22 protein-coding genes are annotated in these 26,234 nt (G+C 71.6%); 12 read left to right on the forward strand and 10 right to left on the reverse strand.

The features are described from left to right. Nucleotides 1–110 precede the first annotated feature (110 nt). Nucleotides 111–1,190 carry a Gfo/Idh/MocA family protein gene (locus RY94_RS08525; protein WP_043444145.1) on the forward strand — a complete coding sequence of 360 codons (1,080 nt, stop codon included), beginning with the start codon at nt 111–113 and terminating at the stop codon, nt 1,188–1,190. Nucleotides 1,191–1,269: 79 nt separating this feature from the next. Here the strand turns inward: RY94_RS08525 and RY94_RS08530 are convergent, their stop codons facing one another. Then, on the reverse strand, nt 1,270–3,492 hold the full coding sequence (locus RY94_RS08530) for an NADP-dependent isocitrate dehydrogenase (RefSeq protein ID WP_043444146.1): 2,223 nt from the start codon (nt 3,490–3,492) through the stop codon (nt 1,270–1,272). A 112-nt stretch (nt 3,493–3,604) separates the two neighbouring features. Beyond that, on the reverse strand, nt 3,605–5,206 hold the full coding sequence (purH, locus tag RY94_RS08535) for a bifunctional phosphoribosylaminoimidazolecarboxamide formyltransferase/IMP cyclohydrolase (protein ID WP_043444149.1): 1,602 nt from the start codon (nt 5,204–5,206) through the stop codon (nt 3,605–3,607). A 148-nt stretch (nt 5,207–5,354) separates the two neighbouring features. Between purH and RY94_RS08540 the strand changes: the two genes are divergently transcribed. Further along, a complete protein-coding gene (locus RY94_RS08540) occupies nt 5,355–6,707 on the forward strand; it encodes an MFS transporter (protein ID WP_043444151.1) in 1,353 nt (450 codons plus the stop codon). A 10-nt stretch (nt 6,708–6,717) separates the two neighbouring features. Here the strand turns inward: RY94_RS08540 and RY94_RS08545 are convergent, their stop codons facing one another. After that, the gene (locus tag RY94_RS08545) at nt 6,718–7,320 is read right to left on the reverse strand and encodes a DUF6318 family protein (RefSeq protein ID WP_043444153.1); all 603 of its coding nucleotides are present in this window, start codon (nt 7,318–7,320) and stop codon (nt 6,718–6,720) included. A gap of 153 nt (nt 7,321–7,473) precedes the next feature. Here RY94_RS08545 and RY94_RS08550 point away from each other — a divergent pair, with 153 nt between their 5' ends. Next, a complete protein-coding gene (locus RY94_RS08550) occupies nt 7,474–10,191 on the forward strand; it encodes an alpha-amylase family glycosyl hydrolase (RefSeq protein ID WP_231554471.1) in 2,718 nt (905 codons plus the stop codon). Between the two features lie 76 nt (nt 10,192–10,267). Here RY94_RS08550 and RY94_RS08555 read toward each other — a convergent pair whose 3' ends face one another. Beyond that, nucleotides 10,268–11,284, reverse strand: a complete 1,017-nt coding sequence (locus RY94_RS08555; RefSeq protein WP_043444156.1) for a magnesium and cobalt transport protein CorA — start codon at nt 11,282–11,284, stop codon at nt 10,268–10,270. Nucleotide 11,285: 1 nt separating this feature from the next. Next, complete coding sequence (gene purN, locus RY94_RS08560; protein ID WP_043444158.1) at nt 11,286–11,876, reverse strand: phosphoribosylglycinamide formyltransferase; 591 nt, start codon at nt 11,874–11,876, stop codon at nt 11,286–11,288. A gap of 39 nt (nt 11,877–11,915) precedes the next feature. Between purN and RY94_RS18125 the strand changes: the two genes are divergently transcribed. Continuing rightward, entirely contained in the window at nt 11,916–12,377 is a 462-nt protein-coding gene (locus tag RY94_RS18125; protein WP_043444160.1) for a hypothetical protein, read from the forward strand. 36 nt (nt 12,378–12,413) lie between these two features. On the opposite strand, the gene RY94_RS08570 is transcribed toward RY94_RS18125, so the two are convergent. Continuing rightward, nucleotides 12,414–13,694 carry a cell division protein PerM gene (locus tag RY94_RS08570; protein WP_043444162.1) on the reverse strand — a complete coding sequence of 427 codons (1,281 nt, stop codon included), beginning with the start codon at nt 13,692–13,694 and terminating at the stop codon, nt 12,414–12,416. Nucleotides 13,695–13,773: 79 nt separating this feature from the next. Further along, nucleotides 13,774–14,526: a sulfite exporter TauE/SafE family protein gene (locus RY94_RS08575; protein ID WP_043444164.1), complete on the reverse strand. Its 753-nt coding sequence runs from the start codon at nt 14,524–14,526 to the stop codon at nt 13,774–13,776. A gap of 72 nt (nt 14,527–14,598) precedes the next feature. On the opposite strand from RY94_RS08575, the gene RY94_RS08580 reads away from it, so the two are divergent. The 4 genes from RY94_RS08580 to RY94_RS08595 all read left to right on the forward strand — a co-directional run bounded on the left by RY94_RS08580 (nt 14,599) and on the right by RY94_RS08595 (nt 19,104). Continuing rightward, nucleotides 14,599–15,231, forward strand: coding sequence for a DUF1684 domain-containing protein (locus RY94_RS08580; protein WP_043444166.1), 633 nt, complete (start codon nt 14,599–14,601; stop codon nt 15,229–15,231). 96 nt (nt 15,232–15,327) lie between these two features. Further along, complete coding sequence (locus RY94_RS08585; protein ID WP_052274155.1) at nt 15,328–16,524, forward strand: glycosyltransferase family 4 protein; 1,197 nt, start codon at nt 15,328–15,330, stop codon at nt 16,522–16,524. A gap of 298 nt (nt 16,525–16,822) precedes the next feature. After that, a complete protein-coding gene (locus RY94_RS08590; RefSeq protein ID WP_043444619.1) occupies nt 16,823–18,238 on the forward strand; it encodes a stealth family protein in 1,416 nt (471 codons plus the stop codon). A gap of 41 nt (nt 18,239–18,279) precedes the next feature. Further along, nucleotides 18,280–19,104 carry an MSMEG_6728 family protein gene (locus RY94_RS08595; RefSeq protein ID WP_043444168.1) on the forward strand — a complete coding sequence of 275 codons (825 nt, stop codon included), beginning with the start codon at nt 18,280–18,282 and terminating at the stop codon, nt 19,102–19,104. 28 nt (nt 19,105–19,132) lie between these two features. Here the strand turns inward: RY94_RS08595 and RY94_RS08600 are convergent, their stop codons facing one another. Further along, on the reverse strand, nt 19,133–20,002 hold the full coding sequence (locus RY94_RS08600) for a phosphodiesterase (protein WP_269429735.1): 870 nt from the start codon (nt 20,000–20,002) through the stop codon (nt 19,133–19,135). 280 nt (nt 20,003–20,282) lie between these two features. Here RY94_RS08600 and RY94_RS08605 point away from each other — a divergent pair, with 280 nt between their 5' ends. Genes RY94_RS08605 through RY94_RS08620 form a run of 4 tightly spaced genes read left to right on the forward strand, consistent with a single transcriptional unit; the run spans nt 20,283 to nt 23,557 of the window. Then, nucleotides 20,283–20,693 (forward strand): hypothetical protein, encoded by a 411-nt coding sequence (locus tag RY94_RS08605; RefSeq protein WP_043444621.1) that lies wholly within the window; start codon nt 20,283–20,285, stop codon nt 20,691–20,693. Nucleotides 20,694–20,734: 41 nt separating this feature from the next. Further along, the gene (locus tag RY94_RS08610; RefSeq protein ID WP_043444171.1) at nt 20,735–21,469 is read left to right on the forward strand and encodes an SOS response-associated peptidase; all 735 of its coding nucleotides are present in this window, start codon (nt 20,735–20,737) and stop codon (nt 21,467–21,469) included. 32 nt (nt 21,470–21,501) lie between these two features. Continuing rightward, a complete protein-coding gene (locus tag RY94_RS08615) occupies nt 21,502–22,245 on the forward strand; it encodes an MBL fold metallo-hydrolase (protein WP_043444173.1) in 744 nt (247 codons plus the stop codon). Nucleotides 22,246–22,300: 55 nt separating this feature from the next. Beyond that, nucleotides 22,301–23,557, forward strand: a complete 1,257-nt coding sequence (locus RY94_RS08620) for a phospholipase D-like domain-containing protein (RefSeq protein ID WP_043444175.1) — start codon at nt 22,301–22,303, stop codon at nt 23,555–23,557. Here the strand turns inward: RY94_RS08620 and RY94_RS08625 are convergent. Further along, nucleotides 23,526–24,287, reverse strand: coding sequence for a GntR family transcriptional regulator (locus RY94_RS08625; RefSeq protein ID WP_082046247.1), 762 nt, complete (start codon nt 24,285–24,287; stop codon nt 23,526–23,528). The two genes, RY94_RS08620 and RY94_RS08625, sit on opposite strands and share 32 nt — an antisense overlap. A 35-nt stretch (nt 24,288–24,322) precedes the next feature. Continuing rightward, a complete protein-coding gene (locus RY94_RS08630) occupies nt 24,323–26,137 on the reverse strand; it encodes a gamma-glutamyltransferase family protein (RefSeq protein WP_043444177.1) in 1,815 nt (604 codons plus the stop codon). Nucleotides 26,138–26,234: the final 97 nt, after the last annotated feature.

A 26,234-nucleotide genomic window follows, 5' to 3' on the forward strand; every position in this document is an offset into this window, starting at 1 on the left:
CGCCGGACCCCTCCGGCAGCAGGACCTGTTGCGCCCCGGCTCCGGCCGGGGCGCTTCGTCGTTCCGGCGCGATGATGGACGCAGCCCCGGCCAGCGGCAAGGATGGGTCCATGAACCCACAGCACCGCATCGATGTTCCCCCCTGCGCGGAAGCAGGAGCCCCCAGCCCGCTCGTCGCCACCGGTCGGCCCCTGAAGTGGGGCGTGATCGCCACCGGCGGTATCGCCTCCACGGTCACGCAGGACATCGCCCTGCTCGAGGACGCCGTGCTCCATGCGGTCAGCTCCCGCAGCGCGGACAGCGCCGCCGCCTTCGCCGACCGCTTCGGCTTCGCCACCAGCTACGGCAACGACGGCGGCGTGGCCGGCTACCAGCGGCTCGTGGACGACCCCGAGGTCGACGTCGTCTACATCACCACACCGCACGGCCAGCACTACGACGTCGCCAGGGCCGCCCTCGCGGCGGGCAAGCACGTCCTGTGCGAGAAGCCGTTCACCATCAACGCCGCCGAGGCGGAGGAACTCGCCGCCCTCGCCGCCGAGGGCGGGCTGTTCCTCATGGAGGCGGTCTGGACACGTTTCCTGCCCAGCGTGAACCGCGCCTGGGAGATCATCCACTCCGGGGAGCTGGGCGAGATCCGGTGGGTGCAGGCCGACCTGGGCTTCACCGCCCCGGAGGACCCGGCCAGCAGGCTCTGGGACCCGGCGGCCGGCGGCGGCGCACTCCTGGACCTCACGGTCTACCCGCTCACCTGGGCTCTGGGGTCACTCGGCTTCCCCGATTCGGTGTCCGCCGTCGGAACGCTGAACAGCGACGGCGTCGACCTGCAGAACGCGGTGACCCTGGGTTACGGGAGCGGCGCCTACGCCCAGCTGTCGTCGTCGTTCATCGCCTCCTGCCCCGGCCAGGCGACCGTGTGCGGGTCGAAGGGCTGGCTGAAGACCGGCGGCGGGAACCTGCACAACCCCACGGAACTGACGATCAGGGCCGGCGACGCCGAGGCCCGCGTGGAGCATTTCGAGCAGGCCGGCGCCGGGTACACGTACGAGCTGCGCGAGGTGACCCGCTGCATCCAGGAGGGCCTCACGGAGAGCCCGACGATGCCGATCACCGACACCGTGAGGACGATGCGCCTGCTCGACGGCGTGCGCGCCCAGATCGGCCTCCGCTACGCGAACGACGCGGCCTGACCGGTTCTCGCACGAGCCGGACACGCAGAAGCCGGTGGACCGCCTCCGCGGTACACCGGCTTCCGTGCGAGGGCGGTGCCTACCGGGCGAGGATCGCCAGGACCTCCGACAGCTTCGCCGACGGGCGCATCACCTCGGTCACCTTCGTGACGTCGGGGTGGTAGTACCCGCCGATGTCCGCCGGTGAGCCCTGGACGGCGAGCAGCTCGGACACGATGGTGTCCTCGTTGCCCGTCAGCGCCTCGGCCACCCGGGCGAAGCTCTCCGCGAGGTCGGCGTCCTGCTCCTGCCTGGCCAGCTCCTCGGCCCAGTAGCGGGCGAGGAAGTAGTGACTCCCGCGGTTGTCGATCTCGCCGACGCGGCGGCTGGGCGACTTGTTCTCGAGCAGGAAGGTGCCCGTCGCCCGGTCCAGCGTGTCGGCGAGGATCTGCGCGCGGGCGTTCCCCGTCGTCGTCGCCAGGTGTTCGAAGCTGACGGCCAGGGCGAGGAACTCGCCGAGGCTGTCCCAGCGGAGGTGGTTCTCCTTCACGAGCTGCTGCACGTGCTTGGGAGCCGATCCGCCGGCGCCGGTCTCGAAGAGGCCGCCGCCGTTCATGAGGGGGACCACGGAGAGCATCTTGGCGCTGGTGCCCAGCTCGAGGATCGGGAACAGGTCCGTCAGGTAGTCGCGGAGCACGTTGCCCGTGACGGAGATGGTGTCCTCGCCCCGGCGGATGCGCGTGAGGGTGAACGCCGTGGCGTCGACGGGCGTCATGATCTCGAGCGTGACGTCGTCCGTCCCGTGCTCGGCCAGGTACTCCCTGACCTTCGCGATGAGGTTCGCATCGTGGGCGCGGGCCTCGTCGAGCCAGAACACGGCGGGCGTCGCGGAGGCGCGCGCACGCGTCACGGCGAGCTTCACCCAGTCGAGGATCGCGGCGTCCTTGGTCTGGCAGGCGCGCCAGATGTCGCCGGGCTCGACGTCGTGCTCGATCAGCACCGTGCCGTCGCCGTCGACCAGCTGCACCGTGCCCGCGGCCTGGATCTCGAAGGTCTTGTCGTGGCTGCCGTACTCCTCGGCGGCCTGCGCCATGAGGCCCACGTTCGGGACGGTGCCCATGGTGGTCGGGTCGAAGGCGCCGTGGGCGCGGCAGTCGTCGAGGACCACCTGGTAGATGCCGGCGTAGCTGCTGTCCGGGAGGACGGCGAGCGTGTCCGCTTCCTTGCCGTCCAGCCCCCACATGTGGCCGGAGCTCCGGATCATGGCGGGCATGGACGCGTCCACGATCACGTCGCTCGGCACGTGCAGGTTGGTGATGCCCTTGTCCGAGTCCACCATGGCGATCGCGGGCCCGTCCTCCATGCCCTGCGCGACGGCCTGCTGGACGCCCTCGCGGACGTCCTCAGGGAGCTTGTCGAGGCCGCCGAGGATCGAGGCCAGGCCGTTGTTCGGGCTGAGGCCGGCGGCGGTGAGCTGGGCGCCGTACTTCTCGAAGAGCTCGGGCAGGAAGGCGCGGACCACGTGGCCGAAGATGATGGGGTCGGAGACCTTCATCATGGTGGCCTTCAGGTGCGCCGAGAAGAGCACGCCCTCCTGCTTCGCCCGGGCGACCTGCGCCTTCAGGAACTCGTTGAGGGCGGCGGCGCGCATCACGGTGCCGTCCACGACCTCGCCGGCGAGCACGGGGAACGCGTCCTTGAGCACGCTGACCGTGCCGTCGGCGGCGACGTGCCGGATCGAGACGGTGCCGTCCGCCGGGATGACCACGGACTTCTCGTTGGAGCGGAAGTCGTCGCTCGTCATGTGTGCCACGTTGGTCCGGGACTCCGGCGTCCAGGCACCCATGCTGTGCGGGTTCTGCCGGGCGTAGTTCTTGACGGACGCCGGGGCGCGCCGGTCCGAGTTGCCCTCGCGCAGGACCGGGTTCACGGCGCTGCCCTTGACCTTGTCGTAGCGGGCGCGGACGTCCTTCTCCTCGTCCGTCGACGGGTGGTCGGGGTAGTCCGGCAGCGCGTAGCCCTGGCCCTGGAGCTCGGCGATGACCGTCTTGAGCTGGGGGACGGACGCGCTGATGTTCGGCAGCTTGATGATGTTCGCTTCCGGCGTCTTCGCCAGCGCGCCGAGCTCGGCGAGCGCATCCTCCATCCGCTGGTCCTCGGTGAGGCGGTCACCGAAGAGGGCGATGATGCGCCCCGACAGCGAGATGTCCCGGGTCTCCACCTCGACGCCCGCCGTGGAGGCGAACGCCTCGACGATCGGCAGGAACGAGTAGGTGGCGAGCATCGGCGCTTCGTCGGTGTGGGTGTAGATGATCTTGGCCATGGGTTGGCGTCTCCCTGGTGTTCAGGTGTTGTGCGGGTGGTTGGGGGTTGCCCATCGGCTCTAACCTACCGAGCTTCGTCGGGCTCCGCCTAACGGCGGATGCGAGGCGGTGTCAGTGGAAGAAGTGGCGCGCACCGGTCAGGTAGAGCGTGACGCCGGCGGCGTTCGCGGCGTCGATGACCTCCTGGTCGCGCACCGACCCGCCCGGCTGCACCACCGCGCGGACTCCGGCGTCGAGCAGGATCTGGAGGCCGTCGGCGAACGGGAAGAAGGCGTCCGAGGCCGCCACCGACCCGCGGGCGCGCTCGGTGCCGCCGAGGGTGTTGGCGCGTTCCACGGCCAGCCTGCACGAATCGACGCGGTTGACCTGGCCCATGCCGACGCCCACGGAGGCGCCCTCGTGGGCGAGCAGGATGGCGTTCGACTTCGCGGCGCGGCACGCCTTCCAGACGAAGGCGAGGTCGGCGAGCGTCGCGTCGTCGGCGGCGTCACCTGCGGCGAGGGTCCAGCCCGCGGGGTCGTCGCCGTCGGCGTGGAGCGTGTCGGCGATCTGCATGAGCACTCCGCCGGAGACCTGGCGGAACTCCACCGGGTGCCGCCCGTAGCCCTCCGGCAGGGTGAGCAGCCGGATGTTCTTCTTCTGGGAGAGGATCTCGACGGCCTCGGCGGAGAACGCCGGGGCGATCACGACCTCCGTGAAGATCTCCTTGACGGTCCTCGCCATGCCGGCGGTGACCTCGCGGTTCGCGGCGATGACGCCCCCGAACGCGGAGACCGGGTCGCAGGCGTGGGCCTTCGCATGGGCGTCGGCGATCGGGTCCTCCGCCTCGGCCGATCCGACGGCGACGCCGCAGGGATTGGCGTGCTTGATGATCGCAACGGCGGGCTCGTCGAAGTCGAAGGCCGCGCGCAGGGCCGCGTCCGCGTCGACGAAGTTGTTGTAGCTCATCGCCTTGCCGTGCAGCTGGTCCGCCTGCGCGATGCCCGGCGTGGCACCCTTCTCGACGTACAGCGCGGCCTGCTGGTGCGGGTTCTCGCCGTAGCGCAGCACCTCGGACCGCTCGAGGGCGAGGCCCGCGTAGCCGGGCCAGCTGACCTCGTCGTCGATCTCGAACTGCTCCGCGGTCCAGGAGGCGACGGCGGTGTCGTACGCGGCGGTGTGTGCGAAGGCGAGCGCGGCCAGCCGGCGTCGTGCCTGGAGGTCGAAGCCGCCTTCCGCGGCGGCGGCGACCACGTCGCCGTAGCGTGCGGGATCGACGACGACGGCGACCGACGGGTGGTTCTTCGCCGCGGACCGCACCATCGCCGGTCCGCCGATGTCGATCTGCTCGACGACGGCGTCGGGCTCCGCGCCCGAGCGCACGGTCTCCACGAAGGGGTAGAGGTTCACGACCACGAGGTCGAACGCCTCGATGTCGAGCTCGGCGAGCTGGTCGATGTGCTCCTGGCGGCGGCGGTCTGCGAGGATGCCGGCGTGGACCTTGGGGTGGAGGGTCTTCACGCGGCCGTCGAGGGTCTCCTGGAACCCGGTCACCTCGGAGACCTCCGTGACGGGCACGCCCGCGGCGGCGATGCGCTGCGCGGTCGAGCCGGTGGAGACGATGGAGACGCCCGCGCGGTGCAGGCCCTGCGCCAGCTCCTCCAGGCCGGTCTTGTCGAACACCGAGATGAGTGCTCGGCGGATGGGGACACGGTCAAGGGGGGGCAGGCTCACGCAGATCTCCGTAGGTCGCTTCGCTGGGTCGCCCTCCAGTCTATAGGGGCGCCTTCCGCGGCACCCCGGATGACGGACGGTGCCGAGCGGGCAGGGACGGCCCCTGGCGTACAGTTCTCGCAGTACCCGCACCCTCCCCGAAGGCACCATGAGCATCGATACGCGACTCCCCACCGGCGACCAGGTGGTACAGGACCTCCCGTGGCGCTGGAAGGTCCAGGGGAAGATCTTCCTCATCGGCGGCCTCGGCTTCATGTTCGACGCCTGGGACGTGACCCTCAACGCCTACCTGATCCCGCTGCTGATCGGCGACTGGGGGCTCACCTCGGGCCAGGCCGCGTGGATCGCGACGTCGAACCTGATCGGCATGGCCGTCGGCGCCTTCGCGTGGGGATCCGTCGCGGACATCATCGGCCGCAAGAAGGCGTTCACCCTCACCCTGCTCGTCTTCGCCCTGTTCACGGTGCTCGGGGCGTTCTCCCCGGACATCGTCTGGTTCTGCGTGTTCCGGTTCCTGGCCGGTTTCGGCCTCGGCGGCTGCATCCCCGTGGACTACGCGCTCGTCGGCGAGTTCACGCCGCGCCGCCAGCGCGGCCGGGTCCTGACGGCGATGGACGCGTGGTGGCCGATCGGCGCGTTCCTCTGCGGCGTGGTGACGACGGCGATCGTGGCGCAGACCGGCGACTGGCGGCACGCGATGCTGGTCATGGTGCTGCCGGCGCTCCTCGTGTTCTGGGTGCGCCGCGGCGTGCCCGAGTCCCCGCTGTACCTCGTGCAGCGCGGCAGGGTCGACGAGGCCCGGGCCGTGATCGACGACCTCGTGGTGAGGACCGGCGCCGAGCAGCGCCCGTGGCGCCTACCGGAGCCCGAGGACACGCCCCGGCTCTCGCTAGGCAGCATCTCCGGGCAGCTCACGGGCCTCTGGCGCTACGACTGGCGCATCACCCTGACGGCCTGGAGCCTGTTCCTGACCATCCTGCTCGTCTACTACGGTGCTCTGACGTGGATGCCGCGCATCCTCATCAGTTCCGGCTACGCGCAGTCCGTCGCCTTCATCACCACCACGTTCATGACCGGCGTCGGTTTCCTCGGCGTGATCGCCGCGGCCCTGCTGGTGGAACGCGTGGGCCGCAAATGGCTGCTGGCGATCACCGGACCGGGATCGGCCGCGCTCCTCGTGGTCTTCGCGCTGACCCTCGACCTGCCCGCCGTCGCCACGGCCTGGCTGCTGGCCTTCGGCTTCGTGGTGCAGGTGGCGATCCCCGTGCTGTACACCTATGTCTCCGAGCTCTACCCCACGGAACTGCGGGGCAGCGGGTTCGGCTGGGCGTCGACCATCTCCCGCATCGGCGCGGGCCTCGTGCCGCTGATCTTCGGCACCCTGCTGTGGCCCGTCCTCGGCCTGCCGCTGACGTTCGCGCTCATCGGCGGCCTCGTGGTCCTCGCCGTCGTGTTCATGGCGTTCAACGCGCCGGAGACGAAGGCCGCCCGGCTGCGCTGAACAGCCCGTGCTAGGACTCGGGCAGCTCCGCGTCAGGGGTCTCCTCGAGGGAGACGACCTTCCAGGCGCCGTCCGCGCAGCGGATGGTCGCGCTGTAGACCGTGCCCTCGGGGGAGAACGGGCGCTGCGTGAGAATCGAGCCGTCGTCCGCGAACTCGGTGTACGCGTCAGGGTTGACGGGGACCAGGGCGGTGACGTCGGCGCCCTCCGTGACGTCCTCCTCGGGCGTGGTGAGGTACACGTTCTCCACCTTGGGCTGTCCGCCCAGCACCCAGCCGCCGTCCTCGTAGACGGCATGCAGCCGTTCCGCCTCCGCCTGCTCGCCCGCGGCCCCGTCCACGTGCTCGAGCAGCGCGGCGTCGTCCCCGGTCTGGAGGACGTACGCCTTGACGTCGAAGTAGTAGTAGAGGAACGCCCGTGCGCCGTCGGCGCTCGCCTCCCCCACCAGCTCGTTGGTGGCGGGCTCCTCGATGCCCACGGCGGCGGCCGAGGAACTGGCGGGCGACGGCGAGGCGTCGGCCGGGGTGGCCGGCGCCGTCGCGGAGGTGCCGGCGCAGGCCGTGAGGGCCAGCAGGGTGAGGGCGGCGGTGGCCGCGCGGCGGGGGAAGGTCATGGTGGTCCCAACGGTGCTCGACGGATCGGTAGTGGCCTGAGGCCACTACCACCCTAACCGCGGATGGAATAGTTTTCGCGTAAATTGCGCGCGGAGGATTGACTCCCCGTGTGACGTCGGACACGCTGGTGGCTGACCCCCGAAGGAGACCTCGTGAAACCACGCCACGCCACCGTCGTCGTGCTGACCGCCCTTGTGGCCGGTTCCGTCGCCGCACCGCCCGCTCTCGCCGCCCCGAAGAACCCCGGAGGCTCCTCCGCCGCCTCGGCCCAGCACTCGCTGCGCTCCGCGGTCACGGACGAGAACTTCTACTTCGTCATGGCCGACCGCTTCCAGAACGGCAGCACGGCCAACGACGACGGCGGGCTCGGCCCCGATCCGTCGGTGTCCGGTTTCGACCCCACCCGGAAGGGCTACTACAACGGCGGCGACCTCGAGGGCCTGCTCCAGGAGCTCGACTACATCCAGGGCATGGGCACCACCTCCATCTGGCTCACCCCGAGCTTCAAGAACCGTGCCGTGCAGCCGGAGGACAACTCGGCCGGCTACCACGGCTACTGGATCACCGACTTCACGCAGATCGACCCGCACCTCGGCACCAACGAGGACCTCAGGACGCTCATCGACGCCGCGCACGCGCGGGGGATGAAGGTCTACTTCGACATCATCACCAACCACACCGCGGACGTGATCGGCTACGACGCCGGGGAGCGCGCCCCCTACATCTCCAAGGACGAGGAGCCCTACCGCGACGCCGCAGGCACCGCGTTCGACGACCGCGACTACGCGGGCACGGGCACGTTCCCCGAGCTCGACGCCGAGACCTCCTTCCCGTACGTCCCGGTGGTGCCGGAGGCCGACAGGGACCTGAAGGTCCCGGAGTGGCTGAACGATCCCACGCTCTACCACAACCGCGGCGACGCGACCTTCGCCGGGGAGGACTCCTTCTACGGGGACTTCTTCGGCCTCGACGACCTCTCCACCGAGCACCCGGTGGTGGTGGACGGCATGATCGACATCTACAAGACGTGGATCGCCGACTTCGGCGTGGACGGCTTCAGGATCGACACCATGAAGCACGTCGACGACGAGTTCTGGCAGGAGTTCGGCCCCGAGGTGCTCTCCTACGCGCAGGAGCAGGGCAAGGACGAGTTCTTCATGTTCGGCGAGGTCTTCGACACCACGAAGTCCTTCACCTCGCAGTTCACCACGCGCAACCGCATGCAGTCGGTCCTCGACTTCCCGTTCCAGGCCGCCGCCCGCGGCTACGCCTCGCAGGGCGCGCCGGCCACGGACCTCGAGCGCTTCTTCGCCGGCGACGACTGGTACACGGACGCGGATTCCAACGCCTACAGCCTGCCGACCTTCCTGGGGAACCACGACATGGGCCGGATCGGCGGCTTCATCGCGACCGACAACCCCGGAGCGGCCGACGACGAACTGGTGGCACGGGACACCCTCGCGCACGAACTGATGTACTTCTCGCGCGGCAACCCGGTGGTCTACTACGGCGACGAGCAGGGGTTCACGGGTCCCGGCGGCGACCAGGACGCGCGGCAGACGCTGTTCGCGAGCCAGGTCCCCGAGTACCTCGACGACGACCTGCTGGGCACCGACGCGACCCACGCCACGGACACGTTCGACACCACCCACCCGCTGTACCAGGGCATCAGGACACTCGCCGACGTCACCGCGGAGCACCCCGCCCTGCGCAACGGCGCCCACCAGCACCGGTACGCCGCGGACGGCCAGGGCATCTACGCCTTCTCACGGACCGATGCGAAGGACCAGCGCGAGTACGTGGTGGCGCTGAACAACAGCACCGAACCGCAGACCGCGGCCGTCCCCACCTACGCCGGCAAGCGCAGCTTCGGCCTCGTCCACGGTGACGCCCCGAAGCGCGCGAAGTCGGCAGCCGACGGCACCCTCACCGTCACCGTCCCCGCGCTGTCCACCGTGGTCTACGAACTGTCGGGGAAGATCCCGCACTCCAAGGCCGCGCCGGCGATCAGCCTGCAGCAGCCGAAACCCGCCGCGGAGGACAACGGCCGCATGAGGGTGGCCGCCGATGTCGCGGGCTCCTCGTTCTACGAGGTCACCTTCGAGGCCCGTACCCCGGGCTCGCCGTGGACGAGCATCGGCACGGACGACAACGCACCGTTCAGCGTCTACCACGACACGAGCGCCCTGCCCGCAGGAACGGCCGTCGAGTACCGCGCCGTGGTCCTCGACAACGCCCGCCACACGCGGACGTCCGCGGCGGTACCGGCCTCCGTGCCGCAGCCGCGGCTGACCATGGGCCTTCCCGCCGAGGGCACGCAGGTCCAGGGTGACGTCGAGGTCACCGCCACGGCGAGCCCGGAGGACTCCGAGCACGCCGTGACCCTCGAGCGCAGCATCGCCGGAGGGGCGTGGACGGCCATCGGCACGGACGACTCGTCGCCGACCTACACCGCCGTCGACGATCTCGCGGCGCTCGACCTCGCCGAAGGCACCCAGGTCCGGTACCGGGCCGTGCTCGGGACATCGGTGAGCGACATCAGGACGGTGACGGCCGGCTCGGTGATCGAGCAGCCGGGCACCGTGGCCGTGGCCGGGAGCCTCGATTCCGAGCTGGGCTGCGGCGGTGACTGGGACCCGGCGTGCGACCAGGCGCAGATGACCTTCGACGCCGCCTCGCGGACCTGGGTCCTCGAGGTCGCGGACCTGCCCGCCGGCAGCTACGAGTACAAGGCGGCCCTCGACCGCAGCTGGACCGAGAACTACGGTGCCGGCGGCGGCCGTGACGGCAGCAACATCGTGCTCCAGCACGCGGGCGGTCCCGTGACCTTCGTGTACGACCACCGCACGCACGTGATCACCACGCGCTAGCTTCTCCGGGAGCACGCACCGACGGCCGGGACCGCCAGGTCCCGGCCGTCGTCATGTCCGGCTGTGGAGGGGTTCGCTAGAGCCAGTCGTTGCGCTTGAACGCCCAGTACAGGCCGCCGCCCATCGCGACCATGAGCAGCAGCGCGAACGGGTAGCCGAGCCCCCAGTGCAGTTCGGGGATGACATCGAAGTTCATGCCGTAGATCGAGGCGATCAGGGTGGGTGCGAAGAGGATCGCCGCCCAGGACGAGATGCGCTTGACCTCCTCGCCCTGCCGCAGCGACGTCTCCGTCATGCGCGTCATCTCCTCGTTCTGCCGCTGGGCCACGAGGGTGGCGTGGACCGTCAGGGCGTTCTGCAGCAGCGTGCGGAACGTGTTGATGCGCTCGACGATGCGGATCACGTGGTCCTGCACGTCGCGGAGGTTCCGCGCGAGCTCGTCGTCCATCCGGTACTTCTCGGAGCCCCGGAGCAGGGCGTCCATCATGGCCTCCAGGGGCTGGGCGGCGCGCTGGAACTCAATGACCTCGCGGTGCAGTTCGTAGATCCTCCGCGAGACGTCCGGCGCTCCCCCGAACAGTTCGTTCTCGATCTCGTCGATGTCGTTCTCGAGTCCCTGCACCACGGGTCCGTACTCGTCCACCACTTGGTCGAGCATCGCGTACAGGACGGCCTGCGGGCCCGTGCCGAGCAGCTCCGGGTCGGCCTCGAGCCTGCGCCGCACGATCCCGAGGTCCGGTGATTCGGCGTGCCGGACGGTTACCACGAAGTCCTCGCCGATGAAGATGTGCAGTTCGCCGAATTCCACCTTCTCCTCGGCGTCGAGGTAGCGGGCGGGCCGCAGCACCACGAACAGGGTGTCCCCGTAGCGCTCGAGCTTGGCGCGCTGGTGTCCGTTGGTGGCGTCCTCGACGGCGAGGTTGTGCAGCCCGAACTCGGCCTCGACCGCCTGGATCTCCTCGCGCTCGGGGCGGTAGAGGCCGATCCACCCCATGCCGCCGCTGTCCCGCATGAGCTCGAACGTCTGGTCCAGGGTCTCGGGGTGGATGCGCTTCTTCCCGCCGACGTAGACGGCGTTCGCGACCAGCGGCATCTCAGGCCCCGGCCCGGTCGGAGCCCGCGGGAGCACCGGCCAGCCCGGCGAGGGTCTCGATCAGGAGCCGGCGCTCCTCCACCTTGATCCGCTCGTGGAGGGTCTCCTCGGTGTCCCCGGGCAGGACGGCGACGGCGGCCTGGGCGAGGATGGGGCCCGTGTCCACGCCCGCGTCGGCGATCATGACGGTGCAGCCCGTCACCTTCACGCCGTAGGCCAGGGCGTCGCGGACGCCGTGGGCGCCGGGGAAGCTCGGCAGGAGTGCCGGGTGGGTATTGAGGTAGCGGTCCGGGAACGCGTCGAGGAAGTGCTGGTCGACGATCCGCATGAACCCCGAGGACACCACGTAGTCGGGCGCGTGCGCGGCGACGGCCCCGGTGAGGGCGCGGTTCCAGTCCGCCCGCTCCCCGTACTGCCGGAAGTCCACCTCGAACGTCGGGATCCCGGCCAGGGCCGCGCGCCGGACGCCCCCGGTGCCCGGACGGTCGGCCCCGACGGCGGCGATGGTCACGGGCAGACGGCCCTCCGCGACGGCGTCGATCACGGCCTGGAGGTTCGATCCGGAGCCGGAGACGAGGACAACGATGCGCATGACTCAACCTTAGGGTCTCGCCTCGCCTAGGGTTGAACCATGGCGAGGCGAGGAACCACCAGGCAGCAGGACACCGACCAGGCCGGACCGCGGGGTCCCGGGACCGGGCCGACGGCACCGGACGACCCCGCGACCGCGCGCGCCTCGTCCGCCAGGTTCTGGCTGCGGCTGTTCTTCCTGGCCCTCCTCGGTGCGTCGCTGACCAGTGGCCTGGTGCTGCCGTGGAAGGTGCTCGCGCTCGCCCTGGCGCTGTTCGCCCTCGCCGCCGGCGTCGTCGGCCTCGTGAAGGCCCTCGGCGCGAAACTCCCCCGCTTCGTCGTGCTCGCGACGTCCGTGGGCCTGGCCGCCGCACTGTTCCTCACGGCGGGCACCGCCGCGTCGATCCTCCTCTGGCCCATCACGCAGACGTACGAGGACTGCATGTCCCGCGCACTGACCCTGCAGGCGCAGGGCGACTGCGAGGACGGACTGAGGAGCCTCGACGGTTTCGGCGGCTCGTAGGTCCCAGGGCCCGGGGTCCGGCGGGGTGCGTGCGGCTCAGCGCCGCCGCGGCTCCCGTTCCAGCAGCGGCCCGAGGGCATGCCCGAGCAGGGCGCCGACGGCCACCTCCAGGCCGAGCCACAGGCCGACCGCCAGCGGGTCCGGCCCCAGGTCGGTGAAGCGGCCCAGGCCGAGCGAGGCGCGCGAGAGCAGGGCGACGGCGGCGCCGCCCAGTCCCGCGGTGACGCCGATGAGTCCGGCGAGCGCGAGGGTCGACGCCGTCGAGGTAAGCCACCGCCTGCTGCTGCGCAGCACGAGCCACTCGTCGAAGTGGTTCTCGCCCTCACGGAAGAACCACCAGCCCGCGAGGAGCCCGGCGAGCACCGGGATGGCGAGCGCCGCGTACCCGTACTCGAGCGTGCCCGCGGGGAGCGCGCCGAGGATGGGCAGGGCGGGCAGGGGTCCGACCGTGCTGGCCAGCGGCGTCAGGGAACTGCCCGTGCCGAGGGCGAAGCCGGCGCCCGTGGACCAGGACATCGTCCAGAGGGCGAGGTTGGGCAGGAGCCCGAGCTGGAGCAGGGTGATGACCGACGCTCCGGCGATGCCGCCGTCGATGCGCTCGTAGATCGCGGCGATGCCGGCCCAGTTCAGCCCGATCGCGACGGCGAGCAGGGCTGCCGAGAGGCACGCGGCGACCAGCACGGCGATGACCCCCGAGCGGACGATCGACCAGGCGTAGGACCCCGCCCAGCGGGAGTGCTGACTGGCGCGGCCCACCCAGGCCGCGAAGTCCACGCCCACCAGGCGGCTCCAGGCACCCGCCTCACGGTAGGCGCCGGTGATCAGCCCGACCCCGGCGGACACGGGAGGGATCAGGGCGCCGGCCACGAGCGGGACGGAGGCCTCCGGGGTGCCCGATACGTACGCGATGCCCGCGCCGATCGCCGCATAGGTGAGGAGGGCGCCGAGCAGCGCCTGCCAGAGCTGGTCCGTGTAGGACGCCCGGGCCAGCCGGCGTCCCGCCCGCCAGGCGAGGAGAAGCGGTACGAGGATCAGGCCGAGGGGAACCACGTGCAGCAGCCCCGACACCGCCTCGGCCCCGGCCACCCCCGGGGGGAAGTGCAGCACGAGGGGCACCCCGTGCATGACCAGCCAGCCCTGGCCCGCGAGGCGCGCGGCGGACTCCGCCGTCCGGTCCGCGAAGCCCCCGGTGAACCACACGGCGGCGACGGGGAGCACCACGAGCAGGGCCGAGATCACGGCGGCCTGGCCGAGTTCGAGCACCCCCTGGAGCCACAGGGGCATGGGAAGGGCACGGGGCTTGGTGGGGATTTTCATCCCTCCCATGGTGCCACCGCCGTCGGCTCCCGCCACCCACCGACGCGGGATGGACCGGGCGTGCGGACGGGGCGCGCGGTCACCCGAAGATGTCGAGGAGGCCCTTGACGACGGCGAGGCCCGCGCCGATGAACGCGATCACGATGACGAACAGGCGGGCCTGGTCGTCGCGGACGAAGCGGCCGAGCTTCTCCCCGGCGAAGATGCCGGCCACGATGGCCAGCCCGATCGCGAGCCACATCCACGGCGCGAGGACGGGCGCCTGGTCCGGGTCGATGAGCAGCTTCGTGACGAGGGTGACCGACCCGATGCAGACGAAGAAGGGCTGGAGCGTCGCGGCGAAGGGACGCTGGGGCCAGCGCGCGAGGAGGGCGTACGCACTGACGGCCGGGCCCCCGACCCCGGCCATCGAGTTGGTGACGCCGGCGGCGAAGCCCGCCACCGCCTTCGGCGTGTTGCCGCGCACCACGACGTCGGACCGCTGGAGCACCAGGGAGACGGTCAGCGCCACGAGGACCACGGCGCCGACCGTGACCGACAGCGGTGCGGACGGGAGGGCCACCGCGAGGAACGACCCCGGGATGGAGCCGAACAGGGAGGGGACGACGAGCCAGCGGAACATGCTCCAGTCGATGTCCTTCCAGACCCGGCCCACGATGATGGCCGAGGACACCACGCCGCAGAGGTTCACGAGGAGCACGCCCTCGTGCGGCCCGAGGATGATCACGAGGAACGGGGCGATCAGCAGGGCGAAGCCCAGGCCGGCGATGCGTTGGGCGATGGCCCCCACGAGGATCGAGGCCAGCACGATGCAGAAGATGCCGAGAGTCACCCAGCCACAGTACGCCCAGGCAACCATCAGTCCGCCCTCCGTGACGGGGTTCCCCGGCGGTACGCTGGGCCCATGACGGCCCTCACCACCGCACTGGCCACCGCGGACTGGCGCCGGCGCGTCTTCCGCCTCTACGACGACGTCCGCGAGCGCGCCGTCTCGGCATCGCCCGAGGCCGCCCACGCCACGTGGCGGGAGGGCCGCGACGCGCTGTTCCGCACCCACCCGGCGTCGGCCCTCCGGGAGGGCGCGCGGGAGTCCTTCACCGGGCTCGCGGTGGCGCCCTACGACCCGGCCTTCCGGTTCGAGGCGGAAGTGGACGACGACGGGGCGGGGCAGGCGATGGACGTCGCGACCGGTACGGACGGCGTGGTGCCGTTCCGCCGCCTCGGCAGCGTGGTGCTGCCCGGGCTCGGGAAGCTCGCCCTGTGGAAGCTCGGCTCCTACGGCGGCGGGCTGTTCCTGCCCCTGCGCGACGGCACGTCGGGCAGGCCCGGCGGCACGTACGGCGGAGGCCGCTACGTCCTGGACACCGTCAAGGGCGCCCACCTGGGCGAGGGGCGGCCCGGGCGCCTCGTGGTGGACCTCAACTTCGCCTACAACCCGTCCTGCGCCTACGACGAGGCGTGGGCGTGCCCCCTGCCCGGCCCGGACAACCGGCTCGTGGACGACGCCCCCGTGGGCGAGCTCTACCGGGAGTACTGAGCCCGGGCACCGGACGATGCCCCATTTCGTCCGACGTTCACCCCGGGGTCACCCTGCGGCGGCCCGCCCTCCGCCTGGGCGGGCGACCGTGGGGGTGTGAGGATAGCCATCGTCGCAGAATCGTTCCTGCCCCACATGAACGGGGTCACCCACTCGCTGCTCAAGGTGCTCGCCCACCTGCGGGCGCGCGGCGACGACGTGCTGGTGATCGCGCCGGCATCGTCCTGGCTCGACGAGCCGGCGCCGTCCCGGGTGGAGGGCTTCCCCGTCCACGTCCTCCCGTCCGTCGCCCTGTCGGGGTACGCCGACGTCCGGGTGGCCGCCGGGACGGTCGCCCGCGTCCGCCGCATCCTCGCCGCGTTCGCGCCCGACGTCGTCCACATCGCCTCCCCGTTCGTCCTCGGCTGGCGTGCCGTGCAGGCGTGTACGCAGCTCGGCATCCCCACGGTGTCCGTCTACCAGACCGAGGTGCCCGCCTACGCCGCCCGGTACGGCGTCCCCTGGCTCGAGCCGCTCCTGTGGCAGCGCGTCGAGAACATCCACGACGCCTCCACCCTCACCCTCGTGCCGTCCACGTTCGCCCTGGACCAGCTGCGGTCCCGGGGCGTGCAGCGGCTCAACCTGTGGCGGCGCGGCGTCGACACCGAGCGGTTCTCGCCCGCCCGGTACGACGCCGCCTGGCGGGCGACGGTCGCGCAGCCGCACGAGCGCATCATCGGCTACGTGGGCCGGCTCGCGGCGGAGAAGCAGGTCGAGGATCTCGCGGTGCTGGACTCCCTGCCCGGCACGCGGCTCGTGATCGTCGGCGCGGGCCCGCAGCAGGAGAGCCTCCGGGCCCGGCTGCCGAGGGCGCGCTTCGCAGGATTCCAGGGAGGAGCGGATCTCGCCCGCCGGCTCGCGTCCTTCGATCTCTTCGTCCACCCCGGCGAGTCCGAGACGTTCTGCCAGACCATCCAGGAGGCCATGGCGTGCGGCGTCCCGGTCGTCGCCGTCGGCCGGGGCGGCCCGCTGGACCTCGTGGATCCGTCGCGCACGGGCTGGACGTACACCCCCGGCGACCTGCAGGGGCTGCGCGCCGCCGTCGTCGACCTCATCGGCGACGACGCCAAGCGGCGCGCATTCGGCCGGGCGGCCCACGCCTCGGTCCAGGGGCGCACCTGGCCCGTGCTCTGCGAGCAGCTCGTGACCTACTACGGGAAGGCCGTCGCAGTGCAGCAGCGGCGGGTCCATCGCGCCGCTACCGGGGCGGACAGGCGCGCGGACAGGGCCCGGCGGGCGTTCCGGCCCGAGTGATCCGCACCCCCGGAAGGCTGGACTCGGCCCGTCGAAGGGGGTAGGGTGCCCGGTTGCAGTCGCGACGTCCGCGCAGGCCCTATCATGGGAGCAACCCACCCACTCTCCGGAGGTTCCGATTACAGACACGGCCGCCCAACACGACATCTACTTCGGCGCGCCCGAGCCGGAGAACGAAGCCGAGATCCTGGAGTCGGCGTCGCGCGCGGCGGTGGCACGGCTCGAGGGCCGTACCGACATCACGACCGTCAAGCGGCGCTTCACGCTGGTCAACCAGGACCGCACGCCGCACCAGGCGATGGTCGAGGACCTGCTGTTCATCCGCCGGGCGCTCGACGACGCCGGCATCGGCTTCCTGCTGGTGCGCGGCAACGACGAGCGGCCCGTGATCGCCGTGGACCTCGACCACCGCGAGAGGCTGCGTGCCGCGCTCGTGGAGGCCTGCCGGGACGAACCGTTCTACTCCCGCACCGTGGACACGAAGCGCCGCACCACCCTGCTGGTGAGTGACGGCCACCTCTCGAGCAGCGGCAAGGCCCGCATCTTCCGCCTGTTCCGTCCGCGCATCGAGCCCCTCGGCGGGCTCGCGTACGGGCCGTCCGCCGGCGTGCAGATCGAGCTGTGGGCGCTCGGCGACAGCGCCATCGAACTGCCGGTGGAGAACTCCCTCACCCGCCGTACCCTCCCCGCCGCCGAAGTGGTGCGCGGCGAGGTGGAACGCCACGGCCTCTCCTGGCCGACCATCGACAACATGTTCGCCGATCACGCCACGGACATCGACTTCGACATCGACCTCGTCTTCTCCTGGGTGGATGGCAGCAGCCCCGAGTACCGGGCGGCGCGTGCGGCACGCATGAAGGGAGTGGTGGTCGGCGAGGGTGACGACCACGAGGCGCGCTTCCGGCAGATCGACGAGCTCAAGTACGCCCTGCGCTCCGTCTACATGTTCGCGCCGTGGGTCCGCCGGATCTTCATCGCGACGGACTCGGACCGCCCCGACTGGCTCGCCGACCACCCGTCGGTCACGCTCGTGCGCTCCGAGGAGCACTTCAAGGACCCCTCCGTCCTCCCCACGCACAACTCGCAGGCCGTCGAGGCGCAGCTCCAGCACATCCCGGGCCTCTCCGAGTACTTCCTCTACTCCAACGACGACATGTTCTTCGGCCGCCCCGTGGCCCCTGACATGTTCTTCTCCCCCGGCGGGATCACGAAGTTCATCGAGGCGGACACGCGGATCGGCCTGGGCGACAACGACGCCGAGCGCAGCGGCTTCGAGAACGCCGCCCGCGTCAACCGGCGCCTCCTGCACGAGCGCTTCGGCCGCATCACCACGCGGCACCTCGAGCACACCGCCGCTCCCCTGCGGAAGAGCGTCCTGCTGGAGATGGAGGCGGAGTTCGCGGCGGAGTTCGCGGCGACGGCGGCCTCGCGCTTCCGTGCGAAGGACAACATCTCGGTCACCAACTCGCTGTACCACTACTACGCGCTGCTGACCGGCCGCGCCGTCACGCAGGAGATGGCGAAGGTGAAGTACGTGGACACGACGCTGCGGTCCGGGCTGAAGAGCCTGAACAAGATGCTGGACAAGCGCAACCAGGACTTCTTCTGCCTCAACGACGGCAGCTTCCCGGAGGTCCCGGCCGAGGAGCGCGCCCACCTCGTGACGGACTTCCTCGAGAAGTACTTCCCGGTCAAGGCCCCCTGGGAGATCTAGGACCCGCGCCGCGGTGTCGGGGCGCGTGCAAGACTGGCGCGATGCAGACCTTCCTGCCGTATCCCGATGTCGCGGCCAGCGCCCGGGTGCTCGACCAGGCGAGGCTCGGCAAGCAGCGCGTCGAGACCCTGCAGGTGCTGCGTGCCCTCGTCATCCCCGACTACGGGTGGCGGCAGCACCCGGCCATCCGCATGTGGATGGGCTACGTCCCGGCGCTGACCGTCTACGGCCTGGCCATGGTGGCCGAGTGGGTCTCGCGCGGCCACGCCGATTCGACGTACCGGCAGATCCTCGAGTTCGCCCCGGATGTGCTGGACCAACCGGACGTGCCGATGCCGCCGTGGTTCGGGGACCCCGCCCTGCACGTGAGCCACCAGTCCAACCTGGTCCAGAAGGCACCGGAGATCTACCGGGACCGGTTCCCCGGCATCCCCGGCGACCTCCCCTACGTCTGGCCCGCACCGGAACGCGAGCGCCTGCCCGTCGAGCCCACGGGACGGCGCCTGTGGATCTGGCGCGCCGACCGGCTCCCCGGCGCCCCGCCCGCCGACACCGACGACCCCGACGACGTCGTGCTGCTGATGCCGCCGGTACCACCGGGAGGGCACGCCGCCCCGAAGTGGGAGCGGCAGCTGCACGCGTTCGAGGAGTCCGTGGAGGAGGGCGACGCCGTCGCGATCGCCGACCCGGAGGGCCGGCGCTTCCGGACCGGCCGCATGGGCAGGGTCTTCATGCACGAGGACGGCCTGGTCCGTACTGTCCGGCTGGACGGCCGGCTGGAGCGCTCCGACATCCACCCGCCGGCCCTGCTGCAGGACCCGCGGACGCTCTTCGGCGTGGACCTGCCCGACGCGCTGCAGGCCTGATCCCGAGACGACCGGCCGGGGCGAGGGCTCAGGCGGAGGTGAGGTGCCGCGTGCGGCCGCCCTCGGGGATGACCACCCCGTGGGCCTCGAGCCGGCGCCGGGTCTCCTCGCGGGGGACCACCTCCCCCACCGTGGTGTGCCGTCCCGCGGGCACCACCGAGTGGACGATCGTCTCCTCGTAGACGTGGACGAGGTTGTAGGACTGCGCTCCGTCCCGGCCGCGCGTACCCCCGCCGTCGAACATCAGGTCCTGCGTGTAGCACGTGGCACTCGCCACCGAGACGGGGACGCCGGCGAACATCGCCGTCGTCGAGTAGTGCAGGTGCCCGGCGAGGATCGTCCGGACGTCCGAGCCGCGGACGACGTCGGCGAGGGAGCGCTGGTCGCGCAGCTCCACGAGCACCGCGAGGTCCTGGACGCTGGGGACGGGCGGGTGGTGCAGGGCGAGGATGGTCCCGTGCGGTGCGGGCACCTCGAGCTGCGCGGCCAGCCAGCGCAGCTGCCCGTCGGCGAGCTCGCCGTGGTGGCGCCCCGGCACGGTGGAGTCCAGGGTGATGATGCGCAGGCCGTCGACGAAGTGCACGGCGTCCACCGGGGCATCCTGGCGTCCGGCCGGCACCTCATCGAGGAGGCCCGCCCGGAAGGCCGCGCGGTCGTCGTGGTTGCCCATCGCCCAGATGACCCGGGCCCCGAGGCGTTCCGCCGCGGGGTCCACGATGGCGCGGAGCTTCGCGTAGGCGCCCGGCTCCCCCTTGTCCGCGAGGTCACCGGTGAAGACGATGGCGTGCGGCCGCGCGCCGGACGCCTCGAGGTCCTCGAACACCTCCCGCAGCCTCCGCTCGCTGTCCACGGCCCCGTACAGCGGGGCGTCCCCGCCGAGCAGGTGGGTGTCGCTCATGTGCAGGACGAAGTGCTGGGGCCGGGGATGTTCTGCTGTCCGGGGGACCATGGGACCTTCTCCGATAGCTGGTGGGCACGCTGGCTTGTCTGCAATCCAACCAGAAGCTCCGGCCCCTGTCTGCGAACTTCCGACGGCTCGGCGCGAAACATTCAGGAAACATGTGCCGTCGGGGCGGACCTGCCGCGCAGACGCCGACGCCGCCCCGGGAGACTGGCGGGGCGGCACCGCGCGCCGTAGGCTCACAGGCGACCGATCATCCGCGCAGAAGGGCACCACCATGGGCATCCGCATCACCCACATCCCCCTCCGCCTCGCGACGGGCGCCTTCATCCTCAACGCGGGCCTCGGGAAGACGTCGCTGGACGAGGGCACCGCCGCGTATCTGCAGTCCGCGGCGTCGAAGGCCTTCCCCCAGGTCAGCCAGTTCGAGGCGCAGCAGTTCGGCACGTTCCTCGCGGCGTCCGAGATCACGATCGGCTCCGCGCTCCTGGCGCCCTTCATCCCCAGCAGGCTGGCCGGGCTGGCGCTGCTGGCCTTCTCGGCCGGGATGCTGACCATGTACTTCAGGACCCCCGAGATGACGATGGAGGACGGCGTCCGTCCGAGCCCGGACGGCGTGGCCCTCGCGAAGGACAGCTGGATGGCGGGCATCGCCCTGGCCCTCATCCTGGACCGCCGGAAGAAGTAGCCCGGCAGTCTCGACGACGCACGAGGACAGGAGACCGGGGCATGTGCGGACGCTTCGTCATCGCGGGCACCAGGGCCGACCTCATCGACGCCTTCGACGTGGACGAGGCCGCCGAGGACGAGGTGCGGCCCTCATGGAACGTGGCGCCGACCGACACCGTGCGGCTCGTCGTCGAGCGGCTGGACCCGCACACGGGCGAGCTGACGCGCCGGCTCGAACCGGCACGCTGGGGCCTCATCCCCTCGTGGGCGACATCGGCATCCGTGGGATCGCGGATGATCAACGCCCGCAGCGAGACCCTCCTGGAGAAGCCCTCCTTCCGGGCCGCCGCGCTCAAGCGCCGGGCCATCGTCCCCGCGGACGGGTACTACGAGTGGCGGAAGAACGGCGACGGCTCCAAGACCCCGATCTACCTGCACGGACCGGACGGCTCGCTCCTGGGCTTCGCCGGGCTCTACGAGTTCTGGCGGGACCCGGCGACCGCGTCCCCCGAACACCCGCAGGGGGGATGGGTGGTCAGCTGCACCATCATCACCCGGCCGGCGAGCGACGCCCTCGGCGAGATCCACGACCGCACGCCGGTGATCCTGCCCCCGGAGCTGCGCGGCGACTGGCTGGATCCGCGCAACGACTCACGGCCCGCGGTGCAGGAACTGCTGGACGCCATCCCGGACCCCCACCTGGTGCCGCGCCCGGTCGGACAGCGTGTGGGCTCGGTACGCAACAACGGGCCCGACCTCATCGAGCCCCTCCCCGAGCCGCCGCCGAACCCCTAGGGTCGGAGGATGACGACGGACGGAACAGGCGCATGATCAGGACGGACATCGCCCCGGGGATCCACTACCTCGAGCATGCCAGGACCAACGTCTACCTCGTGGAGGACGACGACGGCCTCCTCCTGGTCGATACGGGGCTGCCCCGCTCGAAGAACGTCCTCCTGGCGGCACTGGCCCGGATCGGGCGCACCGTGCAGGACATCCGGGGCATCGTGCTCACCCACGGGCACTTCGACCACGTGGGGACCGCCGAGCACCTCCGCTCGCGGTACGGCATCCCGGTCTACTGCCACCCCGACGACGCGCGGATCGCCGCCCACCCCTACAGCTACGACAGGGAACGGTCTCCGTTCCTGTACCCGCTGCGCTACCCGCGGGCCGTGCCGGGGCTGCTGCGCATGACCGCCGCGGGCGCCGTCGCGGTCAGGGGCGTGCAGGACACCCTGCCGCTCACCCCCGAGGCCGCCGCGGCCCTGCCCGGCTCGCCCCTCCTGGTCCCCACGCCCGGGCACACGAAGGGCCACTGCGCGCTGCACCTCCCGGACCGAGACGCCGTCATCAGCGGCGACGCCCTCGTGACGCTCGACCCCTACACCGGCCGCCCCGGCCCGCAGGTCGTCGCGCGCGCCGCCACCGCCGACATGGGGATGGCGCTGCGGTCCCTCGAGGCGCTGCGCTCCACGGCCGCGAGGACGGTGCTGCCGGGCCACGGGTTCCCCTGGGGTGCGGGCGTGGAGTCGGCGGTCGCGCAGGCACTCGAGGTCGGCGGACACTGAGCCCGGGCCGGCCGCGATCGCCGGGCCGGGCCGGGCGACGCGATACGCTGACCGCATGGGCTGGTTGAGGCGTCAGACGATGGTGGGCTTCGCCCGCGGCACGGTGAAGCGCGGCGTGCTCGCCATGATCACGGCGCAGGCGGTGGTCATCGTGGGGGTCGTCGCCGTGGACGTGTACCAGAGGAGCCGGCGCACCAAGCGCCCGGGATTCCCGCAGCCGGGCACGTTCCACACCACGATCGCCGGGACCGGGACCACCGTCTTCACCTACGGCGAGGACCTCTTCGACGCGATGATCGCCGCGATCGACGACGCGAAGGAGCAGGTGCTCCTGGAGACCTACATCTGGAAGGGCGACGAGGTCGGCGCGCGGTTCCGGGACGCCGTGAACCGGGCCGCGGATCGCGGCGTGGACGTCTTCGTCATCTACGACGGCTTCGCCAACCTGGTGGTCAACCCGTTCTTCTACGACTTCCACCCCGCCGTCAACGCCTACCGCTTCCCCGTCATCCGCCCCTCGATCTTCTTCACGAACATCCGGGGCACGGGCCTGGACCACCGCAAGGTCCTCGTGGTCGACGGCGCGGTGGGGTTCGTGGGCGGCTACAACATCGGGACGCTGTACGCCACGAAGTGGCGTGACACGCACCTGGAGATCCGCGGCCCGGCCGTGTGGGAGCTCCGCGAGGCGTTCGTCAGCTTCTGGAACCTCCGGGCCAACCCCCGGCGCCCCGAGCTGCCGGACCTCAGCGCCACCTACTGGGAACCGCGGATCCGCGCCGTCAACAACGTCCCGGCCCTGCTGGTGTACCCCATCCGCGGCGTCTACCTCGATGCGATCAACCGCGCCCACAAGCACATCTTCATCACCACCGCGTACTTCATCCCCGACCGGCAGATCCTCGACGCGCTGCTGCGCGCGAGCCGCCGCGGCGTGGACGTCCGGGTGATCCTCCCCGAGGACTCCAACCACGTGATCTCCGACTGGCTGTCCCGCGGGTTCTACTCCTCCCTCATCAGCGCCGGCGTGCGGATCCTGCTCTACCAGAACTCCATGATCCACGCGAAGACGGCCACGGTGGACGGCGAGTGGAGCACGGTCGGCACGGCCAACATCGACCGCCTGAGCCTGACGGGCAACTACGAGATCAACCTCGAGATCTTCGACCGCGACCTCGCGGCGACCATGGAGGAGATCTTCGCCGTGGACTCCTCCAACAGCCGCGAACTGACCCGCGAGGAGTGGGACAGCCGCCATCTGGTGGCCCGTGCGAGCGAGATCATCCTCGCTCCGCTCCGTCCGTTCCTGTGACGCCGGACGGCTCTCCGGGGCCCGTCCCGGGCCGCCCCGGGGCCTGCCCGGGCCCCGCGAAGCGCTCCATGTAGCCGCGCTGCGAGGAGTCCACGTGGCCGGCCATCAGGCGCCCGGCCTCGGCCTCGTTGCCGGCGTCGATCGCCGCGATGATCAGGCGGTGCTCGCCCCAGGACTGCTTCCCCCGGTGGTCGACGTCCGCCGCGTACAGCCACTCGATCTTGCCGGAGATCTGCCGGAGCAGTGCGGCCAGGGACATGCTGCCGCTGAGCTCCGCCACCCCGAGGTGGAAGCGGATGTTCAGCTCCGGCAGCTCCGCGAGGGCGTCCGCCGCCACGGCGCGGTCGCCGTCGTCGAGGATGTCCGTGAGCGCCCGCCGCGCGGCCCACCACGCGGCGTCCGGCGCGTCGGCGCCGAACTGGGCGGCGGCCAGGCGGGCCGCGCGCCGCGCGATCGTGGCCTCGATGACCCCGCGCACTGCGAACAGCTCCTCCGCGTCGTCGAGCGGGATCGCCGCCACCGTGGAGCCGGCGTAGGGGCGGGACTCGACGAACCCCTCCGCCTCGAGCGCGCGCAGCGCCTCCCGCACGGGCACGCGGGAGACGCCGTACCGTGCGGCGAGCGCCGCCTCTGTGACACGGGTGCCGGGTGCCAGCACCCCGAAGATGATGTCGTGGCGGACCGCGTCGAGGACGCGCTGCGGGGCCCCGGAATCCTGGTCAGGCCGCACCGGGTCCACCCTGCGGCGTGCTGTCCGGGACGGCCTCAGCGTCCCGCGGCATAGCCCTGCGCTCCCCGCGGGTTGGCGGCGGCGGAGAGCACGCCGGTGCCGGGGTCCCGGGTGACGGCGGAGAGCCGGCCGAGCGACCAGTCCCCCGCCTGCGTGACGACGTGGCCGCGGCGTTCGAGGTCGGCGACGACGTCCTCGCCCAGCCGGTCCTCGACCACGGCGCCGCCGGGCTCCCAGGTGCGCGGCCAGAAGGAGCCGGGGATCGACGTGGTGTGCAGGGACGGTGCGTCGATGGCCTGCTGCGGCGTGTACCCGCCCACGATGGTGCGCAGGATGTAGAGCAGCTGCCACTGGTCCTGCTGGTCGCCGCCGGGCGAACCGAGGGCGACGACGGGCGTGCCGTCCCTGAGGATCAGCGTGGGCGTGAGCGTGGTGCGGGGGCGCTTGCCCGGCTGCAGGGTGGACGGCGCACCCTCCTCGAGCCACGTCATCTGGAGCCTCGACCCGAGGCAGAACCCGAGTTCGGGGATGGTCGGTGAGGACTGCAGCCAGCCTCCGCTCGGCGTCGCGGAGACCATGTTGCCGGCCGCGTCGACGACGTCGATGTGGCACGTGTCGCCGCGCGTCTCGCCGCTGCGGGACACCGTGGGTTCGCCCACACCGGCGAAGCCGCCGCCGCCGACCAGGGCGGGCGGCGTGTAGCCGGTGCGCAGCGGCGGCGTGAAGGGGGTGCGGCCCGGCACGGCGCCGGGTCGGAACTCGTGGGAGGCCTCGTCCCCGATGAGCGCGCGCCGCTCGGCGGCGTACTCCGCGGAGAGCAGGTACTCCATCGGGACGTCGGCGTCCCCGTAGTAGGCCTCGCGGTCGGCGATGGCGAGTTTCTGCGCCTCGAGGATGGTGTGCGCACCGAGCGCCGTGGACGGGTCGAGCCGCTCGTCGTCGAACCCGTCGAGGATCGCGAGGGTCTGCAGCAGCGCCGGGCCCTGGCCCCACGGCCCGGTCTTCGCGATGGTGTGCCCGCGGAACTCGAGGGTGGTGGCCTCCTCGTAGCCCGCTTCGAAGCCTGCGAAGTCCTCGAGGGTGATGACTCCGGCGTGGTCGAGCCCGGAGGAGTGCCGGTGCGGTGTCGCCACGAACGCGGCGGAGGCCTGCGCCACGAGCCCGGTGCGCCACTCGCGCCGGGCGGCGTCGATCCGCGCGGCGCGTGTCGACGCCGCGGGATCGGCCCCGGCGTCGACGAGGGAGACGAGCACGCGGGCGTACGCCTCGTTCCGGATGACCTCGCCCTCCCGCGGCGGCCTGCCCTCGGGCATCCACAGGGCGGCGGAGGTGGGCCAGTGGTCGGTGAAGAGATCCGCCACGGCGGCGATCGTCGCCCCCACGCGGCCGAGGACGGGGTGGCCGTCACGGGCGTACCCGATCGCGAAGGCGAGGACGTCCCCGAGCTCCCACGTCCCGTGGTCGCGCAGCAGGAGGAGCCAGGCGTCGACGGCGGCGGGCACGGCGGCGGCGAGAGCGCCGGCGCCGGGGACGAGCTCGAGGCCCTCGGCGAGGTAGTGCTCCCGGGTGGCGGCGGCCGGGGCGGGGCCCTGGCCCATGAGGACGACCGGCCGGTCCGGCGCCTGGGCGGTGGCGAAGACGCCGGTCATGTCTCCGCCGGGCCCGTTGAGGTGGGGCTCGACGACGTGCAGGACGAAGGCTCCGGCCACGGCCGCGTCGAAGGCGTTGCCCCCGCGCTCGAGGACGGCCTGCGCGGAGGCGGTGGCCAGCCAGTGCGTCGAGGCGCTCATCCCGAACGTGCCCTGCAGCGTGGGACGGGTGGTGAAGGAGGGAGGAAGTGTGTACGTCATCGGATCACTTTCGGAGGGGAATCGACGGCGCGACCGCAGTCGCGGGACTGTCCGCATTGAATACGATCGACACTCCAAGGATAAGCTTCGTATACAT

It is taken from the genome of Arthrobacter sp. L77 (genome assembly GCF_000816565.1).
In the GTDB taxonomy this organism is placed as follows: Bacteria; Actinomycetota; Actinomycetes; order Actinomycetales; family Micrococcaceae; genus Arthrobacter_D; species Arthrobacter_D antioxidans.

Coding starts and splice junctions, on each gene's coding strand:
- RY94_RS08525 (WP_043444145.1), top strand. CDS start 111: ATGAACCCACAGCACCGCATCGATGTTCCCCCCTGCGCGGAAGCAGGA.
- RY94_RS08530 (WP_043444146.1), bottom strand. CDS start 3,492: ATGGCCAAGATCATCTACACCCACACCGACGAAGCGCCGATGCTCGCC.
- RY94_RS08540 (WP_043444151.1), top strand. CDS start 5,355: ATGAGCATCGATACGCGACTCCCCACCGGCGACCAGGTGGTACAGGAC.
- RY94_RS08545 (WP_043444153.1), bottom strand. CDS start 7,320: ATGACCTTCCCCCGCCGCGCGGCCACCGCCGCCCTCACCCTGCTGGCC.
- RY94_RS08555 (WP_043444156.1), bottom strand. CDS start 11,284: ATGCCGCTGGTCGCGAACGCCGTCTACGTCGGCGGGAAGAAGCGCATC.
- purN (WP_043444158.1), bottom strand. CDS start 11,876: ATGCGCATCGTTGTCCTCGTCTCCGGCTCCGGATCGAACCTCCAGGCC.
- RY94_RS18125 (WP_043444160.1), top strand. CDS start 11,916: ATGGCGAGGCGAGGAACCACCAGGCAGCAGGACACCGACCAGGCCGGA.
- RY94_RS08570 (WP_043444162.1), bottom strand. CDS start 13,694: ATGAAAATCCCCACCAAGCCCCGTGCCCTTCCCATGCCCCTGTGGCTC.
- RY94_RS08580 (WP_043444166.1), top strand. CDS start 14,599: ATGACGGCCCTCACCACCGCACTGGCCACCGCGGACTGGCGCCGGCGC.
- RY94_RS08590 (WP_043444619.1), top strand. CDS start 16,823: ATGGTCGAGGACCTGCTGTTCATCCGCCGGGCGCTCGACGACGCCGGC.
- RY94_RS08595 (WP_043444168.1), top strand. CDS start 18,280: ATGCAGACCTTCCTGCCGTATCCCGATGTCGCGGCCAGCGCCCGGGTG.
- RY94_RS08600 (WP_269429735.1), bottom strand. CDS start 20,002: ATGAGCGACACCCACCTGCTCGGCGGGGACGCCCCGCTGTACGGGGCC.
- RY94_RS08605 (WP_043444621.1), top strand. CDS start 20,283: ATGGGCATCCGCATCACCCACATCCCCCTCCGCCTCGCGACGGGCGCC.
- RY94_RS08610 (WP_043444171.1), top strand. CDS start 20,735: ATGTGCGGACGCTTCGTCATCGCGGGCACCAGGGCCGACCTCATCGAC.
- RY94_RS08615 (WP_043444173.1), top strand. CDS start 21,502: ATGATCAGGACGGACATCGCCCCGGGGATCCACTACCTCGAGCATGCC.
- RY94_RS08620 (WP_043444175.1), top strand. CDS start 22,301: ATGGGCTGGTTGAGGCGTCAGACGATGGTGGGCTTCGCCCGCGGCACG.
- RY94_RS08630 (WP_043444177.1), bottom strand. CDS start 26,137: ATGACGTACACACTTCCTCCCTCCTTCACCACCCGTCCCACGCTGCAG.